General features: G+C 65.1%; 19 protein-coding genes. 15 read left to right on the forward strand and 4 right to left on the reverse strand.

What is annotated here, in order from left to right:
• Nucleotides 1-48: 48 nt before the first annotated feature.
• The 9 genes from C5E07_RS09775 to C5E07_RS09815 all read left to right on the forward strand — a co-directional run bounded on the left by C5E07_RS09775 (nucleotide 49) and on the right by C5E07_RS09815 (nucleotide 6,316).
• A complete protein-coding gene (locus tag C5E07_RS09775; RefSeq protein WP_258063859.1) occupies nucleotides 49-273 on the forward strand; it encodes a helix-turn-helix domain-containing protein in 225 nt (74 codons plus the stop codon).
• Complete coding sequence (locus tag C5E07_RS09780) at nucleotides 270-524, forward strand: hypothetical protein (protein ID WP_104299304.1); 255 nt, start codon at nucleotides 270-272, stop codon at nucleotides 522-524. The genes C5E07_RS09775 and C5E07_RS09780 overlap by 4 nt, the downstream gene beginning before the upstream one ends.
• A 183-nt stretch (nucleotides 525-707) precedes the next feature.
• The gene (locus tag C5E07_RS09785; RefSeq protein ID WP_104299305.1) at nucleotides 708-2,444 is read left to right on the forward strand and encodes an AAA family ATPase; all 1,737 of its coding nucleotides are present in this window, start codon (nucleotides 708-710) and stop codon (nucleotides 2,442-2,444) included.
• A complete protein-coding gene (locus C5E07_RS09790) occupies nucleotides 2,441-2,680 on the forward strand; it encodes a hypothetical protein (protein ID WP_104299306.1) in 240 nt (79 codons plus the stop codon). Before C5E07_RS09785 ends, C5E07_RS09790 begins: the two co-directional genes overlap by 4 nt.
• On the forward strand, nucleotides 2,673-2,918 hold the full coding sequence (locus C5E07_RS09795) for a hypothetical protein (RefSeq protein WP_104299307.1): 246 nt from the start codon (nucleotides 2,673-2,675) through the stop codon (nucleotides 2,916-2,918). The genes C5E07_RS09790 and C5E07_RS09795 overlap by 8 nt, the downstream gene beginning before the upstream one ends.
• A 55-nt stretch (nucleotides 2,919-2,973) precedes the next feature.
• Nucleotides 2,974-3,603, forward strand: a complete 630-nt coding sequence (locus tag C5E07_RS09800) for a hypothetical protein (RefSeq protein ID WP_104299308.1) — start codon at nucleotides 2,974-2,976, stop codon at nucleotides 3,601-3,603.
• A 140-nt stretch (nucleotides 3,604-3,743) separates the two neighbouring features.
• On the forward strand, nucleotides 3,744-4,616 hold the full coding sequence (locus C5E07_RS09805) for a phage major capsid protein (RefSeq protein ID WP_104299309.1): 873 nt from the start codon (nucleotides 3,744-3,746) through the stop codon (nucleotides 4,614-4,616).
• Nucleotides 4,617-4,817: 201 nt separating this feature from the next.
• Nucleotides 4,818-5,381, forward strand: a complete 564-nt coding sequence (locus tag C5E07_RS09810) for a DUF6932 family protein (RefSeq protein WP_104299310.1) — start codon at nucleotides 4,818-4,820, stop codon at nucleotides 5,379-5,381.
• Nucleotides 5,378-6,316 carry a hypothetical protein gene (locus tag C5E07_RS09815; RefSeq protein WP_104299311.1) on the forward strand — a complete coding sequence of 313 codons (939 nt, stop codon included), beginning with the start codon at nucleotides 5,378-5,380 and terminating at the stop codon, nucleotides 6,314-6,316. The genes C5E07_RS09810 and C5E07_RS09815 overlap by 4 nt, the downstream gene beginning before the upstream one ends.
• An 823-nt stretch (nucleotides 6,317-7,139) precedes the next feature.
• On the opposite strand, the gene C5E07_RS19485 is transcribed toward C5E07_RS09815, so the two are convergent.
• Nucleotides 7,140-7,313, reverse strand: coding sequence for a hypothetical protein (locus C5E07_RS19485; protein WP_181057915.1), 174 nt, complete (start codon nucleotides 7,311-7,313; stop codon nucleotides 7,140-7,142).
• Between the two features lie 247 nt (nucleotides 7,314-7,560).
• Nucleotides 7,561-7,866 carry a hypothetical protein gene (locus tag C5E07_RS09820; protein WP_104299312.1) on the reverse strand — a complete coding sequence of 102 codons (306 nt, stop codon included), beginning with the start codon at nucleotides 7,864-7,866 and terminating at the stop codon, nucleotides 7,561-7,563.
• Between the two features lie 385 nt (nucleotides 7,867-8,251).
• Here C5E07_RS09820 and C5E07_RS09825 point away from each other — a divergent pair, with 385 nt between their 5' ends.
• From C5E07_RS09825 to C5E07_RS09850, 6 genes are all read left to right on the forward strand, one after another.
• A complete protein-coding gene (locus C5E07_RS09825; protein WP_104299313.1) occupies nucleotides 8,252-9,427 on the forward strand; it encodes a hypothetical protein in 1,176 nt (391 codons plus the stop codon).
• Nucleotides 9,428-10,104: 677 nt separating this feature from the next.
• Entirely contained in the window at nucleotides 10,105-11,004 is a 900-nt protein-coding gene (locus C5E07_RS09830; RefSeq protein WP_104299314.1) for a nucleotidyltransferase, read from the forward strand.
• Between the two features lie 17 nt (nucleotides 11,005-11,021).
• Nucleotides 11,022-11,657 carry a hypothetical protein gene (locus C5E07_RS09835; RefSeq protein ID WP_104299315.1) on the forward strand — a complete coding sequence of 212 codons (636 nt, stop codon included), beginning with the start codon at nucleotides 11,022-11,024 and terminating at the stop codon, nucleotides 11,655-11,657.
• A gap of 2 nt (nucleotides 11,658-11,659) precedes the next feature.
• Nucleotides 11,660-12,721, forward strand: a complete 1,062-nt coding sequence (locus C5E07_RS09840; RefSeq protein WP_104299316.1) for a DUF4365 domain-containing protein — start codon at nucleotides 11,660-11,662, stop codon at nucleotides 12,719-12,721.
• 987 nt (nucleotides 12,722-13,708) lie between these two features.
• The gene (locus tag C5E07_RS09845; protein ID WP_104299317.1) at nucleotides 13,709-14,251 is read left to right on the forward strand and encodes a DinB family protein; all 543 of its coding nucleotides are present in this window, start codon (nucleotides 13,709-13,711) and stop codon (nucleotides 14,249-14,251) included.
• 79 nt (nucleotides 14,252-14,330) lie between these two features.
• A complete protein-coding gene (locus C5E07_RS09850) occupies nucleotides 14,331-15,158 on the forward strand; it encodes an SDR family NAD(P)-dependent oxidoreductase (RefSeq protein WP_181057917.1) in 828 nt (275 codons plus the stop codon).
• 70 nt (nucleotides 15,159-15,228) lie between these two features.
• On the opposite strand, the gene C5E07_RS09855 is transcribed toward C5E07_RS09850, so the two are convergent.
• Entirely contained in the window at nucleotides 15,229-16,482 is a 1,254-nt protein-coding gene (locus tag C5E07_RS09855; RefSeq protein ID WP_104299318.1) for an MFS transporter, read from the reverse strand.
• The gene (locus C5E07_RS09860; protein ID WP_104241832.1) at nucleotides 16,479-17,327 is read right to left on the reverse strand and encodes a MurR/RpiR family transcriptional regulator; all 849 of its coding nucleotides are present in this window, start codon (nucleotides 17,325-17,327) and stop codon (nucleotides 16,479-16,481) included. The genes C5E07_RS09855 and C5E07_RS09860 overlap by 4 nt, the downstream gene beginning before the upstream one ends.
• Between the last annotated feature and the right edge of the window lie 87 nt (nucleotides 17,328-17,414).

A 17,414-nucleotide genomic window follows, 5' to 3' on the forward strand; every position in this document is an offset into this window, starting at 1 on the left:
GTGCATCAACCAGCTCAACGCGTTTCATTAGACTCAACAGGAGAAATTGTGACCGACACAACAATCACCCCGCTCACGCTCGATGATGTGCGACGTTCCACGACAGCAGCTCTGAGCCGTCGAGAGGTCGCCCAGGTCCTTGGCGTCGACCCGCGCACAGTCACAGCGGGCATCGCGGATGGCACCATTCCGTCCCTCAAGCTAGGCCGCCGCGTGCTCATTCCCCGCGAGCGATTCCTCGCGCTGATCGAGGGCGCCGAGGCCGCAAGGTGACCAAGCCCGAGCCCGGCGAGCGCCCTAAGAGCCAGAGAGCGCACAAGGTCCAGACGCTCGAGCGCAACGGTGGCTTTATGGCCCGCTGCCTGGACTGCACCGCGATCACGTTCGGCGGCTTCCCCACCCGAACGGCGGCCCGTGCAGCGCTCGCGGGACACGAGGAGCAAGAGAAAACCCCCGACGTGGCTGCAACCACTGCCGAGGGCACGCACCCCGAAACCCTCTGCAAAGGAAACGAGACGACATGACCAGAATCGCATCCGTCCACGCTCCCCGCAATCACCACGGCGCGTTCCCATCCCACGCCAGGGAGGCGACGGCATGACGGTACTCAGCTCCTGGGCGCTCCTCGCTGCCCTGGGCCTGTTCTGCGCACTCCTGGCCCACCTACCCACCGTCTGGCACCGCGAACGTGAGTCGAGGGCCCACGAATGACCACAGCCCTCGCAGCCTCCCCGATCGCGGACCTGCTCGAACAGCTCACCGAGGACGGCGAGCCACCCGAGCTGCACCCGCTCCTCCCCCTCACATGGGAAGCGCACTGCCCCGTCTGCGCGAGCCCCTCACTCCTCGTCAGCCACGACGAGGGCCGGGAGGACGTCATCTTCCTCCACTGCGCATCCGCCTGGGGCAAGGGATGCCCGACCGAGGCGCTACACACGCTGCTTGGCGTGCCCCGCCCCGGCGCCGCCTACCAGGACGGCCTCACCGATGACCCATTCGACACCCGCCCGATCGGCGAAGTGCTCGGAGCGAGCAAGGAGGACTACCTAGTGGCTGAGCTCACGGTCGAGGCGATCCTGCAGCGCGGACGGGACGCCGACCCTCTCGGCGTCACCGCACCGTCACCGAGCACGGTCGACGACTACGACCACCGCGACACTGAAATTTGGAAGCAGGACGTTGAGGAGGCCGTGTGGCGGCTGCTCGTCAGGGACGAAGCGAGAGCCCAGCACGAGCAGCGACTCTCCGCAGCGCTCGAGCTGCCCGCGGTCGCCCCGCTGACCGCGTTCCTGGCCGTCGAAGACAACGACGCCGAGTTCTGCATCGACGGGCTCCTCCCCACGGGCGGAAACGCGATCCTCGCGGCCGCCTACAAGGCTGGCAAGTCCACGTTTGTCGGGAACGTCGTCCGCGCCCTCGCCGACGGGCAGCCAGTGCTCGGAAAGTACGCGACCGAGGTGCGCGACGTGGTCCTCATCGACAACGAGCTCGACGAGCGCACCCTGCGCCGCTGGATCCGCGACCAGGGCATCACCAACACCGACCGCGTCCGCGTCGTGTCCCTGCGGGGCAAGACGTCGACGTTCAACATCCTCGAAGACGCCACACGCGCCCTCTGGGCGTCGCAGCTGCGCGGCGCGGACCTCGTCATCTTCGACTGCCTCCGCCCCGTGCTCGACGCGCTTGGCCTCGACGAGAACAAGGACGCCGGCCGCTTCCTCGTCGCGTTTGACGCACTCAAAGCGGAAGCGGGGATCAGCGAGGGCGTCGTCGTGCACCACATGGGGCACGGAGCGGAACGTTCCCGCGGGGACTCCCGCATCCTCGACTGGCCAGACGTCACCTGGAAGATCATCCGCTCCGACAAGGACGATCCATCCTCCTCGCGCTACTTCTCCGCGTTCGGTCGCGACGTCGACGTTGCCGAGGCCCGGCTGCAGTACGACCCCTCCACGCGTCATCTGACGCCCGAAGGGGGCAGCCGCAAGGACGCCGCCCGTGACGACGCGCTCACCGACGTCGTCGCGTTCCTCAGGACCGCAGCCCCGGACGAGGGCGCTAGCAGCAAGAAGATCGAAGAGGCCCTACTGGCCGGGACGTCCCACGGTCGAGCAGCTATCCGAGCAGCTCTCAAGTCGGGCAAGGATCGCGGCTTCATCTGGACTCATGCCGGCGCTCATGGAGCGTTCATGCATCGTCTCAACCCATCCAGCTCGCCAGCTCGCCAGACCTCGCCACCAGCTCGCCGGCAAGGTCAAAACGACCTCGCCAGCGCGCCTATAGGGCGCGGCGAGGAGGACGAAGAAAACAACGAGCTCGCCACAGAAGAAACCGGCGAGGTCAGATGCGACGTCTGCTCCCAGCCGTTGCACCCCATCCACGCCAGCTCAGGATTCACCCGCTGCCCCTCCTGCGAATCGGACACACGAAAGGCCAACTCATGAACGCTCAACTGGGAAACGCCACAGCCCCGCTCCTCGCCCCTGACCGCGTTGTGACCACGGAGCTCACGCGACAGGTCTTCGTCACCTGCCCCTACTGCAAGAAGACGCATCAACACGGCTGGCCCTACGAGCACCGCGACGTCGGCCACCGAGTGCCCCACTGCCTCCAGAGCGCCAACACCAGTGGATACATCATCCGCGCCGCCACCCGCACGAAAGGAACCCACCATGCTTGACGACCAGACCACCCGAGAAGGAGCCGCCAACGTCCAAGCGCTCGCGGTAGCCGCGGCGAGCGGCGACGAGGCCGGCTGGCTCGCCGTCATCGAATCGCTCGACGTCGACGAGCTCCGCGCCGCCCTGATGATGGCCGCGCTCGCGATCACGCATCCGCACCCCCTCATCGCGCTCGCCGGCATGCAGGCCGACGACGAACCGCCCGCGGGCGACGACCTCCCCGCCGACGAACTCTGACCACAAACCGGCCAATGCCAACGCCACCACCTCCACTCACAGAACGGCACCACTCATGACTGCACCGATCGAAGACACCCCTCCGACCCTCGAACCGACCGCCAACGAGCTCCAGGCCGACCCCGAGGCGGACGCCGCCAGCACGGCCCCTGCTGCCCTGGAGTCCGCCGACAACGAGAAGAGCCGCGCCAGCCGCGACGCCGCGAAGTACCGCCGACAAGCACGCGAGGCTGAGGCCCGTGTCGCCGAGCTAGAGGCACAAGCCGACACCGCCCGCGTGGATGCCGAGCAGCGCGAGGAATCCGCGGCGGCCGAAGCTCGCGAGCAGCTCGAAGCACGCGAGGCGCAGCTCACCGAACAGGCCCACGCCTTCCGTCGCGCCAATCTCACACGGGAGATGTTCGGAGACGAGGAAGCCGCGACGATCTTCGAGGGAATCGCCGGGGCCGACAACCTCTACGACGAGGACGGCAACATCGACCGCGAGGTCATGTCGTCGACTCGGGACCGCCTCGAGCGAGCGTTTGCGCTCGGCAAGTTCCGCCACCTCCGCGAGGGCGGCCTCCCCGACGGCGTCACCGTCACGAAGCCGGGCGACCCCGGCTACGTCGACGCTCGCCAGCCGCAGGGTGCAAACGGCGCGACCTGGTCAGCCCTGCTCCGCGCCCCATCCGCGCAGGCCTGAGTTAAGGTTGTGGTGCTCGAACAGTTCCCGCCAGCGGCGGCCCGTTCGAGCACCACGCCCCAGCGGGGCACAACACCGGTCGATGGCAGCGCCTCCCGGACTCCTGTTGAACCTCTCCCCGCTTGAAAGGCGGCTCTCTCATGGCACTCTTCAACACCTCCCCCGGCGCCGGCGGCATCACTCCGGACGATTACACCGACCTCATCGTCGAACCCATCAAGCGCCTCAGCGTCGCCCTCGACCCCCGCGTCACGAAGGTCATCCAGACCACCGCTGCCGTCACCCACGTCCCGATCATCCGCGAAGACGCCCAGGCATCCTGGGTCGCCGAGGGCGCGGAGATCAGCCCCAGCGACGCCGTCCTCGACGAGCTCGAAGTGCGACCCGCGAAGGTCGCCGGCATCAGCCGCATCAGCCGCGAGCTCGCGAACGACTCCACGCCCGAGGCGGCCGGCATCGTCGGTGAGTCCCTCAGCCGCGACATTGCCCGGAAGATCGACCAGGCGTTCTTCGGCGCGCTCCCCGCCCCTGCACCCCGCGGCCTGGAGTTCCTCACCCCGGTCACCCCCGACGACGACGGGCACAACGTGGTCGGGTGGGGCGCCGGCGACGCCCCCACCAGCCTGGACCCCTTCGCGGAAGCGATCGCCGTGGCCGACGACCTGGGAACGACCATCACCGCGTTCGTCACCGACGCCAGCACAGCGCTCGCGATCTCCAAGCTGCGCGTCGAGAAGGACTCCAACCTGCCGCTGCTCGGCGTGGACGCCACTGGCCCGACCGCGCGCCAGGTGCTCGGTATTCCCCTCATCGTGACCAACGCCGTCGCCGACGGCACCGTGTGGGCGCTCGACGCGAGCCGCGCACTGGTCATCATGCGATCAACGATCGAGGTCGCCGTGAGCAACGAGGCGTACTTCGGTTCCGACTCGGTCGCGGTCCGCGCGATCGCTCGAGTCGGGTTCGCGTTCCCGTCGCTGCGCTCGCTCGTGAAGATCCAGACCGGCGCATAGCAGCGCGGTTAATCAGGTGAGGGCACGAGCTTCCGAGCTCGTGCCCTTCGCTGTCGGGGAGGGGAGTTCGCATCTTTCGAAAGGGCGAGGCCGGCGAGTTTCCCCTGATGAGCTCGTCTCTCCCCCCGGCCAGGGGACCCCCTCCCCAAAGTTGAGACATTCCGCACCTTGGATTACCCGCACGCCCGCTATCCTCTAGCCATGTACGCGCCCGAACTCACCGCCGAGGGGTTCCTACCCGTCGGGAGATTCCCCAGCACCATTGACTCGCTGGAAGGCGCTTTCGTCGACGCAGAACGGTTCACCGAATCATCGACTCGCGGTCCCATCTTCGAGGATTTCTTGGGGGCCATCGACATAATCAGTGCCTTCGGTGAGGGTCTGATCGAGTCCCTGTGGGTGGGAGGTAGCTTCGTCACCGACAAGCTGGACCCCGACGACATCGACTGCCTTTTCGTCCTGAACCAAGAGGCGTTCGATGCGATATCCAGCAACGGAAAACGCACCAAGCTGCGGAAATTCAATAAGAAGAACTACATGCGCGAGACAACCGGACTCAGAGTCGAGTCCTTCCTCATGGTGCGCCTGCCGTTCGCGCAGCCTTGGCTCAGCGGAGGCGTTCATCCCGACGTACAGACGTACACTCAGTTGAGGGGCGCGTGGGATGATTGGTGGCTGCGCACTCGGACAGGTGAGACTGCCGACGAGCCCCCACGCATTGAAAGCGCCCACCCGCGACGCGGATACCTGGAGGTGACGCTGTGACTCGACGCAAAAGCAGCCTCTCCAAAGAGGCCCTCGCCGCCCTGATGGAGGAGACGGAACCGGACGTTCACGGCCCGATCCTGGGGGCAGCTGCGTTCAATATGACTCTGTCAGACCGGATGTTCGGAGCGGTAGCACGCGCCCGTGAAACCCTCTCCGCGCATTTCACTGGTGGATCAGCTGACATGCACGAACTAAGCGTGCGTGCTTCCTCGCGCGCAACTCTCGCTGTGCAGGAGGCAGTAACCAGCATCGGAGCGGCAGTCGTCGGACAGGCAACTGCTCGTGGGCGCGTGAGCGCAACCATTGTCGCCGCCACGGAGCTGAGACTTGCGCCCACTGTCCTCCCCGGGTCTGTGGTGCTCGAAATGCGCCACAGGCACACTGATGACGCTGCGCTCATCGAGAGTGAAGAGAAGACGCTGCTCGACGTGTCGTTCGACAGGCTGTTCGATCTACTCGACGCAGTTCAATCAGATTCTGATGGCACCGCGGTGCCCTCGAGCGTGCGAACCATGGGCCCGCGCGCAGCGAAGCACATTTTCGCTCTCTGTGACGTGCTTGCGAGCGAAGGCCTGGACCTCGATCTGGGCTGGGTGACAAGTGAAGGCGACGACCGCGGCTCGCGACTCACCAGCCGAGGCGCTCGGTACCTCCGCAAGATCGCTGAGGACAACTCGACCTTCACGAGCCAAGAAACTGTGACTGGGATCCTCCAGACCGCAAGCGTGGACGAGAGTCAGAAGCTCAGCATCCTGACAGACGAGGGCAACCCGATGCGACTCGAAGCCGCGGTCGAGATTCGGGATGCGCTTGCCCGTTTCTACAACAGTCGCGTTGTATGCACCGTCCTGGTGACCGAAACCTGGAACTCAGCTACCGGGCAAACCGTCGTCGTCAACACCCTGACTGACATCGATTTCGCGCCTCGGTAGTGGTGCCAGCGTCCTGGCCATTCGTTGTGCTCGGCGTTGTGCTCCCGAGCAGGGATCGCGCTGTTTCTGCCCGCAGTTGTGAGTCTCGACCACGCCCTGTCCTCCGCTAGATCAGGCCCCAAGAGGCACCCGCCGGCGTCTCCGTGCGGGTGCCGCGTTGGCAGTTCGAGTCCCTCCAGGGGCACTGTCACGGGGCTCATACTCCGGCCCACACCCGCTTGTTTCCCCGGCTGTCGACCGTCTTACTCGGAGCGCTCAAGCGGCTTCAGTAGGGCCGAATCGGGTCCAGTTGTGGGCAAAATGTGGGCACGCCGACTCCCCGAGATTCGCCCAGGCACGCGTTTGCCGGCGGGTCGTGTGAGACCTCGACGCAGATGTAGACCGGCGCCTCGACTGCTCGGCGCCGATCGGGTCCCGACACTCAGCCCACTTGCCAGTTTGGACCAGGCCGCCCGTCGCGTCGGAAGTAGAGAGGTTCGCGACCTCGAAATCGAACACCGCGATTGGGTCGGTCGACCAGGAGGAGGCGATTGCCTCCTCGGTGATGAGGTGATCGATCGAGGAGTTGCCCCAGGCCCACGTCCTCGGTTCGGAGAGATCCGCCCCCTCGGGCGAGGACCACCAGAACAGGCCGCGCCAGGTCGAGCGGTCGTCGTCCTCGTGAGGGCCGACCAGGCATTCCAGTTCTCGTGCTTGAGGAACTCGTCGACGAACACGAAATCGAACGTGAGCCCACGGCCGCCGTTGTCCGCGGGGTCGACCCAGTAACGAGGGCCGCCCGAGATCTCGAACCGGAGCTCGCCGTTGATGTTCGACTCGTCGCTCATCTCGGCACCGCGGCGATGATCTTGCGGGCGTGCTCCCACGGCTTCTTAGCCGTGGCGAGCTTCTGCGCGACGCCGAGCACCTGCGCATCGCCGTCGATGAACATGCAGACGAGGATGAGCAGGGCGACGATGAACGTCTTCCCGTTCTGTAGAGCGACCGAGAGGAGCACGACCTTGAAACGGTCGGAGTTGTCCTCGTTGAGCTCGAGTGCGTGGAAGAGGAATCAGCGCTGCCAGGGCAGGAGCTCGGGGACGAGCGACTCGGCCGCGGTCCCCATGACCGCGAGCCGGAGCCACTCGGCGAACGCGATCGCAGCGAACCCCGCCGACGTCGCGGGCGTGAGCTTGCAGCGAGGCGGACTGAAGACTCGGGGGCACCCGTGACCGTAGACCTTGCCGCGCGGCTTCCTGCGCGCGCTAGGCTTTGCCTTGGTTCTCGTCGCCACCCGTCCACGCCTCCCCGATCCAAAACGCCTGGCGCTGACCGGTGAGCGGGTCGGAGCTGCCGGACTGTGCCGCCTTCTCGAGAGCCTCCATGACCCGCCGCGGCGAGGCACTCAGGCTGCCCAGCTGCGGGACGCGCGTGACGTCGTCCAGTCCCGCGGCGAACGCGCGCGCCTGAGTGGCGAGCAGCAGCGCCGAGGCGGGAATGTCGAGGCCCTCGAGCTGCGCGTCGACGGCAGAGAGGATCGAATCGGGGATGCCAGGGGGTGGTGGCGGCATCTTCTAGGGTGGGACAGCGGATGTCCCACCCTGTGTCCCACCCTTCGAGGTGGACTCGAGGGCCGCAGAGATGAACGTCGCCGTCGCGTCGGTACCGGCCGGGTTCCGCTTGTTCGCGCGCGCTGCGCAGCCTTTCGGATGCGCTCGCGCTTCTCTTCGGGCGTCATCGGCACGCGGATCACCTCCCCGCGGGGTGGGGACAGCGGCCCAGGGTGGGACAACCCCCTCGGAGAAGGACAGATCACTCCGGGCGGGGTGGGGCTAGGCATCGGCTAGCGATCCGATGCCCCCACCCCACGGTGGTGTCGGCGCTTGCGATCGGTCTGAGTCGGGGCGCTAGAAAGCAGACACGGCGCTGCGCTTCGCTCTGTGTAGGCTCACACGCATGCCGGACCATCCCGAACCAGACTCTGCACACGACCACACTCTGCCGGCTGGGTTTCAGGACTTCGATTACCCCGTCGACCCAGACCCTGACGTCGAGTCGTCGCTCCATCAGCAAACGCTTGAGTCTCTACTCTTCCTCGGTAACGAGATCGACCAGTGGCTCGAGGCGCGGCCCTACGAGCAGAGCGATCAGAGCAACGACCCGTGGCATGAAACAGCACTTAGGCCCTGGGCTCAACTGTTCCGCCACCTCCTGTCCCTAGCCGCGGGCGGCCCCTTCCAAGGCATGACGGCTGGTGATCTCCGTATGTGGCATTCGAATCTGACCTCGTCGCTGGCGTTCTGGCTAACAGAACCGGCCGCTGATGTCTCAGAACGTCTGGACAGCATGCGCTCAGGGGTTACGAACTACATCGAGGTGTTTGGCGCCCGACGCGACCAAAGGGGGTCAGCCTTCATTAGTCGGCCCGAGTGGCTCACGTTGCTGGTCAGAGCCGGAAGTCAGGCGACGAGCGATGAGACCGCCAGGATGACCAACGCTGCAATCGACCAGGCGACACGGTCAACGGCTAATGCTGTTACCCAGTTGGAATCAGCGATACATCATGTGCAAACCATCGCCGAGGGTGCCACCCAGGCCGCCAAACGAGCGGAAAATGCCGAGGTTGAGGCGCGGAAGGCGGCTGGAGAGAAGGGGCTCGACGAGTTCGGGGACCGGTTCAGGGACTACGGTGATGCCCAGCTCAAATCAGCGAAGTTCTATCGCGTCGCCACGATTGGCGTCCTGATTGCCGCACTCGCTGTGGCGGTCGTTCTCGTGCTACGGCTCGATGCGCAGCTCATTCCCGCCGAACTGATGCCAGATCCAGATGCATGGCACACGCTCGTCTACCGGTTCGCGATCATTGCGGGACTGACCGGACTATCGGCTTATCTCGGACGGCAGGCTGCTCAGCACCGAAAGCTCGGCGACTGGGCGAAAACCCTTGAGGTCCAGAGCCGCAGCTTCGGCGCGTTCGTGCAACCGATTCCGGATGCTGCAACGAAGAACAGCGTCTACTCGGCCATGTCGGCCCGGTTGCTCGCTGCGCCTCCTGAAAAGTCGGGTGGCGAGCAAGAAGTGTCATCCACGGCGGTAGACAGGCTCGTGGACGCAATCATTCGACGGTCATGAAGTGGGGCCAATCGTGATCAATGCAGCATCCTCCGGAACCCGGGAATGAGTACAAACCGGCCCGCTTCGAGGTGAGCCGCACGTTGGCACCGTCGGCGCTCGTGGTGCCGATTGATACTTAAACCGGGAGCTACTTCGCCACAGAAGGTCAACGAACCGGAGACGTCGACGTGTCCGGTGATGATCAGCCCATCTGGTGCGTCGTAGCGAATGGTGCCCGTCGTGATCGAGGTCTCGCCGACAGGCATCGAGGCTGGGGCGTCCCGCGCCTCCGCAGCGTCAGTCATGCTTCGAGCCGATCCAGCGCGATCGCAGTTAGGCTTCCGCCCTTAGCGTGTCCGAGGCAACGCTCGGGAGCAGACACCGTGAGCAAGACAACTGAAGCCAACAAAGAGGCGATCGTCACCCTCGACTGGGGAGTCTACGCGGCGACCGCGCAAGCCTCTCGTACGGGGGGCGTTCTTTGTTTTACTTCTCCCCTTTTCTGCACTTTGAGTGATGTGCACGCCCACCCTTGTTGAGCGTGTTCAAGACCCTTGAGGTATCTGAGCATCGATGGACTGCCGGGCGGCAATTCACCCCAGAGGGGGCCTGTACCTGCGCGTTCAGTTCGCCGCGCCGTTGACGTTTCGGACGTCCCTGCGATAATAAGGCACAGAAAGTGAGGAGTACTGGGGATGACAGCTCTAGAAACGAAGCTTGCAGGATGGACGGTCCCGTCGAGCACAACTGAACAGGACAAGCAGGATCGCACTGAGCGTATGATTCGGGAGGCTATCAACGCGCATCCCGCGTTTCAGACGCTCTCACAAAAGGTGTATGCCAAGGGGTCGTACGCCAACAACACGAACGTTCGCTCCGATAGTGATGTCGACATCGCTGTCGAGTGCACCAACCTGTTCTACTACGACAAGACGTCGCCTGACCTCGGAACATCTATCACTCCCTACTCGGGAGAGTGGGGAGATCCGCAGACCCTTCGAAACGAACTCATCGCCGCGCTTCGTGCCAAATTCGGCTCGGATGTCGACACGTCAGGATCCACCGCAATCCAGGTTCACTCCAGCTCAGCACGTGTCGAGGCAGACGTCGTGCCGTGCTTCGAATACCGCTACTACTACTCCGCCTCGAGCTGGGTCGAAGGCGCTCGCGTCTACAAGACCGACGGCACACACGTCGAGAATTACCCGGCTCTTCAGCTCACGAACGGCCGCAACAAGAACAATCGAACGAATCAGGCCTACAAGAAGGTCGTACGGATCCTGAAGCGTCTCGAGAACGCGATGGTCTTAGACGGGACACACCGAGAGGTCCCGTCCTTTTTCGTCGAGTGTCTCGCATACAACTGCCCCGACTCGTTGTTCGCCGCTTCTAGCTGGACGGCGATGGTTGAGGGCGTGCTTGCCCACATCTACAACTACCTCGATGGTGCTGAACCTACGAATGACGGCGATCGCTGGCTCGAGGTGAACGACACCAAGTTTCTGTTTCACTACGAGCAGAAGTGGACGCGCAAGGACGCTCGTGACTTCGCCAACGCCGGCTGGAACTATTTCGGCATGGGGACGCGTAAATGAGTCGGCCTACGGCATTGGTGCGCATCGTCACCCTGGTCATCTCGGCGATCTACTCGGTCGTGCTCTTCATTCTCGGGTACGACCTGCCTGTCTGGTGGCGCTCTGTCGTCTCATTCCTTCCGACTCTGACAGTCGCTGGCGTCGTGTTGTGGGACCTATGGTTCTGGTGCATCCCTGGCGTGCAGAAGATTGTTCGCCGTCCAGACCTGCGCGGCCTGTGGCGCGTCACACTCACACCGCACCCCAACTCGCATATCCCCGGGAGTGGCAATCGAGGGCCGATCGCCGCCTTCCTTGAAGTGAAGCAGTCGTTCTGGGCCGTTCATTTGCGTCTCTACACGGATCAGAGCGCAAGCAAAAGCACTGCAACTACCTGGCTTCCGGCGCACGAAAGCTCCGTTGACAACCTGACCTTCACGTACGACAACACCCCAAAGATGTCTGAGTCACACCGAAGCATGCGCAGCGCGGGTGCTTGCAACCTCCACCCGACATCACTCAAGCCTGAAGAGGTCGAAGGCACTTACTTCACGGATCGATTCACAAAGGGTGACATGGTCTTGACGCTGGTTGATCGCACCTCCGGGTACCCCTCTTTTGCTGCAGCCACGAAGTATGCAGACGAGGCGGACCGGAAAACAAAGACGGCGTAGCCGTGCCACTAATCAGCGACGATGACGTCCTGGAACAGAACTACATGGCGAAGCTCCGCAGTGCCCTGACAAATAAAGGTGTGCTGGTCGAGTATCCCGTTGACCGCGCAGCGATCGATGTAGGTGTCCATCTCTGGGTCGATGTGGAGGGGAAGAAGGAAGTAACCGGTCCGCGCGTCTGGTTTCAGGCCAAGGGCTTCCACGGCACGACCGTGACGAAAGCCGACTACGACGCTGCCGAGACGATCACTACGCCGTCGCTCGAATTAGACCACGTTCGCGCCTGGTACAACGCCCCTGAGCCCGTCTACCTGGCGCTCTACGTCGAAGCCGCGAACGTGTTCCTAGTCGTTGACGTCCGGGATCACGTCGAGCGCAACGGTGGCTTAGCCAAGATTGCGACACAGAAAACCACGACATTCAAGCTCTCCAAGAAGGAGACGCTAGAACGCGCGCTCGAGCAGATGCCCCGGCACCGGTCGATGCGCGTTGACGGTCCAGCATGGCGAGGACGACCTCTCGGACACGGTATCGATCCGCTAAGGAGCGCTCTTTCTCCAATGGAACCGGCGCTGTTCGTCGAGATCGTGAGTGAGCTCCTTTCGGCACATGACTTCCGCTCCGCCGAGCCAGCGAAGAAGCTTAGCTCGGACGCTCCGACAGTCCTCCAAGGGCGAATGCACCTCATTTATGAGTGGGTCCTACCTATGACGACAGAGTTCGGGTTCGACGAGGGATCAGAGTTTCGAATAGAAGCTTCGCCACTTCATGCCCAAGGAGATCTCATAGTGGTCGTCGATCCGACAGGGATGGCGTCACCGACCTCTCTCGGTGTCGACTTGGCCGCACTGGCCAAGAGCGCCGAAATCAATCGCGTGATAGTGATGTCAAATACCCAGTTTGAGCCCAAGCAGTTCGGCCAATGGTTTGGCGGCCTCGGATCTGAGGACCCACGGTGCGAGCCTCAAGATCTCGCCAGCCTGACGTTCAACGTACTGACGACGACGAACGTCTTCCTAGAATTTCACGACCGTCTCGCATTCTCACACATCAGCTACCTCTAGCTTCGAGCTCACGCTTGCCCGCCTGGTCCGCGAGTTCCGCGAGGCGCATAGTGAGCCGTCCTCATGGGGAGACTGACGGACTACACACACCTCCAGACATACAAGGAACTTCCCACTGCGTGGATCTCTGCTCCCGTTAGCTTTGCGTTGCTCAGCGCGGCAGATCATTGGGATATCTACGGATACTTCTGCGGCGCGCACAAGCTGTCCGAGACCTGCCTACTCACCTATCGCCAGGAGGTCAGCAAAATCGACCCGTCACTTCCACAACGAGCCGCCCGGCGATTGATGCCCGGCGCTTGAATACGACCGCAAGCGCCCGCATGTTTCGAGCGACGGCAAGAAGCACAGATGGGACCAAACCGCGACCATCTTCTCGGCCGTCAGGCCCGCGATCAATCCGCAGCGGCTCGTTCGAGCGCTGTTTGCTGCGTTCGCCGATCACGAAGCTGCGACGCAGGGGAAGAGAAAAGCGTCGACGCTAGCTATTTCGACGTCGGTCCTGGACGTCGACGCCGGCCGCGAGCGGGGCCTTCTTGATCGTGGCGCCGCTGAACCCGATCTTGATCGGATCCGCCGGACTAGTTCACCAAGCTCATAGAGCCCCGTACCGCTTCGACAAGTTGACTGGGGAGGGGAAGAAGCTCGTGGGACACCGCTCGACATCCCTTTTGTTTAGGCGTTGATGGATCGTCCACTCGCTGGTACCAATCGCCCGCGATGTAGACAGGCTTTCACACTGCCCCTGTAGAGCTTCACGATCTTGTCGTTCCGGCTCATCGTCAGACGCGGAACGGTACTGGCAGGCGGCGAATAGATGCGCTGCGCTCGTTCCCCAGCTGCGCGACTACAGAGGTCGTGCAGCCTCGCTATGTCTGGTGGAAGAACTCAAGTGGCGGCCCTCCAGGGGCACTGTTCATTCCGTGCGGCAGTCTGCGTATGTGCCAGACTCACGGCTCGCCAGATGGCGGTGCCTAGACTCGCACGATGACGACGATCTTCGACGCGCAGGACCGCCCAGAGCCGCCCCTTGGTGAGGACGAGTGGTCGACGCTCAACGGCTTCCTCGATTTCCACCGGGCGACGCTCGCCTGGAAGCTCTCGGGTCTCGGCTCGGCCGAGCTGTCGAGGACGCTGCCGCCGAGCAGCATGACGCTCGGCGGCCTCGTCAAGCACCTCACCTACGTGGAGGACGACTGGTTCGGGGTTGTCCTCTTCGGCGAGGAGCAACGCGAGCCGTGGGCGTCCGTCGACTGGACGAAGACGCCCGACTGGGAGTGGGACGCCGCGAGCGCGCAGGAGCCAGCCGAGCTGCTCGCCGAGTGGGAGGCGTCGGTTGCACGCGCGCGGGCCGCCGCGGAGCGCGCGTTCCGCGCCGGGGGCCTCGCCTACCCCGCCGCGAAGGGGTTCTCGGACGGCCGGATTCCTCGCCTGCGGTGGATCCTCATCCACATGGTCGAGGAGTACTCCAGGCACAACGGCCACGCCGACCTGCTGCGCGAGGCGATCGACGGGAGCGTCGGCGAGTAAGGGGTCCCGCGCCGCGGCTCGGCTCGGCTCGGCTGCGTCGATACACCGTGCGGGGAGGATCATCGCCTAGCGTCGAGCTATGAGCACAGCGCAGACCTGGCTGATCACTGGCGCGAACCGCGGACTCGGACGCGCCCTGACCCTCGCCGCACTGGGCGCGTCGCACAACGTCGTCGCGACGGTGCGCGGCGAGCACTCACTCCCGGAGCACGACCGACTGCTGGTCCTCCCCCTCGACGTGCGGAACCGAGCGGCGGCCTTCGACGTCGCCGAACGAGCCTCCTCGCATTTCGGCGCGGTCGACGTTCTCGTCAACAACGCCGGGTACGGCCTTATCGCCGCGGCGGAGGAGGTCACTGAGCCGGAAGCTCGCAGCATCATCGACACCGATCTCCTCGGACCGCTCTGGCTCAGCCAGGCGGTGCTGCCCGGGATGCGGGCACGCGGCGCCGGGCACATCGTGCAGATCTCGACGGTCGGCGCGGTCGGCACCGTGCCGACGCTCGGCCTCTACAACGCGGCCAAGTGGGGGCTCGAGGGCTTCAGCGAAGCACTGGCCGCCGAAGTCGCCGGCTTCGGCATCCGCGTGACGATCGTGGAGCCGGGCGAGCTCGGCACCGACTGGTCGGGAGGCAGCAGGCAGTTCAGCACGCCCATCGGCGCGTACGACGACCTGCGGACGCAGCTCTTCGGAACGCCGAGCGTTCCCTGGCCTGCGCCGCCGGCCGGCGTCGAACCGAGCGGCACCTCCCCCGCATCTGCTGCGGACGCGATCCTCTCGCACGTCGGCGACCCCGGCGACACTCGACTGCGTGTGCTCATCGGCGACGACGCACCACCCCAGGTGCACGCCGCCCTGACCGCCCGCCTCGACGACTACGGCCAGGACCCTCGCTTCCCCCAGTGAGATTCGGCCCCACGGCGACGAAAGCTGGGATGGGGCCGATGCGCTGCGCACACGGCCCTCGCGCCCGACCTCAGCGCGGGGCCTCCTCGTCATCGACGCTCGACCCGGTCACGATGAGCAGCGCGGCCGCGAGCACCGCCGCGTTCGCCCACAGGATGACGCTCACGCCGAGTGGCCCAGCGACCGCTCCGATGCCGAGCGGCAGCACGATCTGCGCGAAACGGTTCGCCGTCATGCGCAGGCCGAGCGCCTGCCCGTGCACCTCCTTCGGCGTGATGCGCACCACCCACGACATCGTGAGCGGCTGCGGGATGCCGAGGGCGACGCCCAGCGCGACCATGACGGGAATCGCGCCGAGCGCGGCGACGAACGGCAACGCGACGAGCGCACCCACGCCGCAGCCGATGGAGACGAGCAGCAGCGCCTTGCGGCCGAAGCGGGACACGAGCCGGCTGAGACCGACCCTCGAGACGACGGACACGAGGGCCCTGACGGCGAGCAGCGCACCCACGGCGACGCTCGACACGCCCTTCTCCGAAGCCCACAGAGGAACGAACGTGTACAGGAGATCGACCGTCACGAGGATGGCGGCGCTCACGGCGACCGACCGCCACAGGCCGTTGCCCCTGCCGAGATCGACAAGACGGGGGCGCCGCTTCGCCACCCCGCCGCTCGCATCCGTCGCGGATTCGGCCTCGGCACGCTTCGCCGCTGCGGACTGCCGGTCGGCGCGCAGCAGCGCCGGCGTGCCGAGAAGTCCGAGCACCACCAGCACGATGCAGGCGATCGCCCCGAGCACGGTGTCAGGGGCACTCGCCTCGACGGCCCCGACCGAGGCGGTCAGGGTGACGATGGGCGGACCGATGAGCTGCCCGAGGGATGCGGCGGTGGTGAGCACCGCGAACGTGCCGTCGCTGGTGCCGTCGCGTCCGCGATGGGCCGTGAATGTCTGCTGCCCGATCATGACGAAGAGGCTGCCGATCCCCGTCGTCGCCGCCGCGACCACGAGGATCCAGAGCTCGTTGGCCCAGCAGAGCAGGACTGGGCCGCTCACGAAGACGGCGACGCCGAGCAGCGCGACCCTCGCTCCCCCGATCAGGTCAGACAGCCGTCCGACCGGAAGCGCCGCCACCAGTGCAGGCGCCGCGAACGAGGCCGCGACGAGCCCGAGCGCGAACCCCGTCGCACCGAGATCGACCGCCTTGTATCCGATCATGAGACGCGCGCCCACCCACGCCGACTGCAGCAGCGCCGCTTGGACGCTCAGCGCGAAGCGCCACGGCTGCTCACCGCTTGCTGGGGGTCGGCGTCGCCGCCCCGTCATGGACGCCGGGGAGCTTCCTCGGAGCCACCGAAGTGCCTGGTCAGGTCCTCGATCTGGCTGCGCACTGCGGCGTAGCGACTGCGGTCGAGGTGGAATACGGCGAGCTGGAGCGAATAGGTGAGAGCGATGGGCACCAGCGGCGTGCGGTAGCTGCTGTCGTCGCCGCGAGGAGCCGCGATGAGGTGGTCCGGGTTCGGCCGGAAATGGAACCCGGGCACGTCGCTGATGAGCACGACCTTCCCGCCTCGGCGCTGGCACTCCGACATGAGCGGGGCGAGACGGATCGACGCCTCCCTGAGGGCGTACGCGATGAGCGTCGAATCGCCATCGAATCCGACCATGTTCTCGGCGAGGTCCTTCGCGCTGTTCTCGAGCGTGACGACCGTGAACCCGAGCCGACGCATGCGCCTCGCCGCGAGATCACGGAGGGGTCGTTCGTCGTCGGCGTCCGAGAAGACGTAGATCGTCGTCGACGCGTCGATCGCTCGAGCCGCGGCCTCCATGACGTCCTGCGGCACGTACTTCGCGAGCCGTTCGAGCGCCTCCGCTTCATCGCTCGCGAACGAGTAGAGGTCGTGGCCCGACTCTGCCCGCATGTAGCTCTCCTGCTCGGCAGCCTCAGAGCCCTCATCCCGCTGCAGATCGGCTCGCAGGTCGGGGTAGCCGCGGTAGCCGAGCTTCTGCGCCAGACGGACGACAGTCGACTCGTGGGTGCCCGCGCGCTGCGCGATCTCGGCTGCCGGCGCCTCCGAGACGCGCTCGCCTGACAGCAGCACGGCCATGACCTTGCGCTCTGAGCTGCTCAGCTGCTTGGTGCTGCTGGCGATGACCGATCTGAAACTCACCTGGACTCCTCATTGAGTGGATGCTGTTGCCCGTGCAACTGCCGCTGCTCACAGCAACACAGTGCCAGCTTTTCTTGCTCTGCTTGA

Source organism: Pseudoclavibacter sp. RFBJ3 (assembly GCF_002931375.1).
GTDB lineage: Bacteria > Actinomycetota > Actinomycetes > Actinomycetales > Microbacteriaceae > Pseudoclavibacter.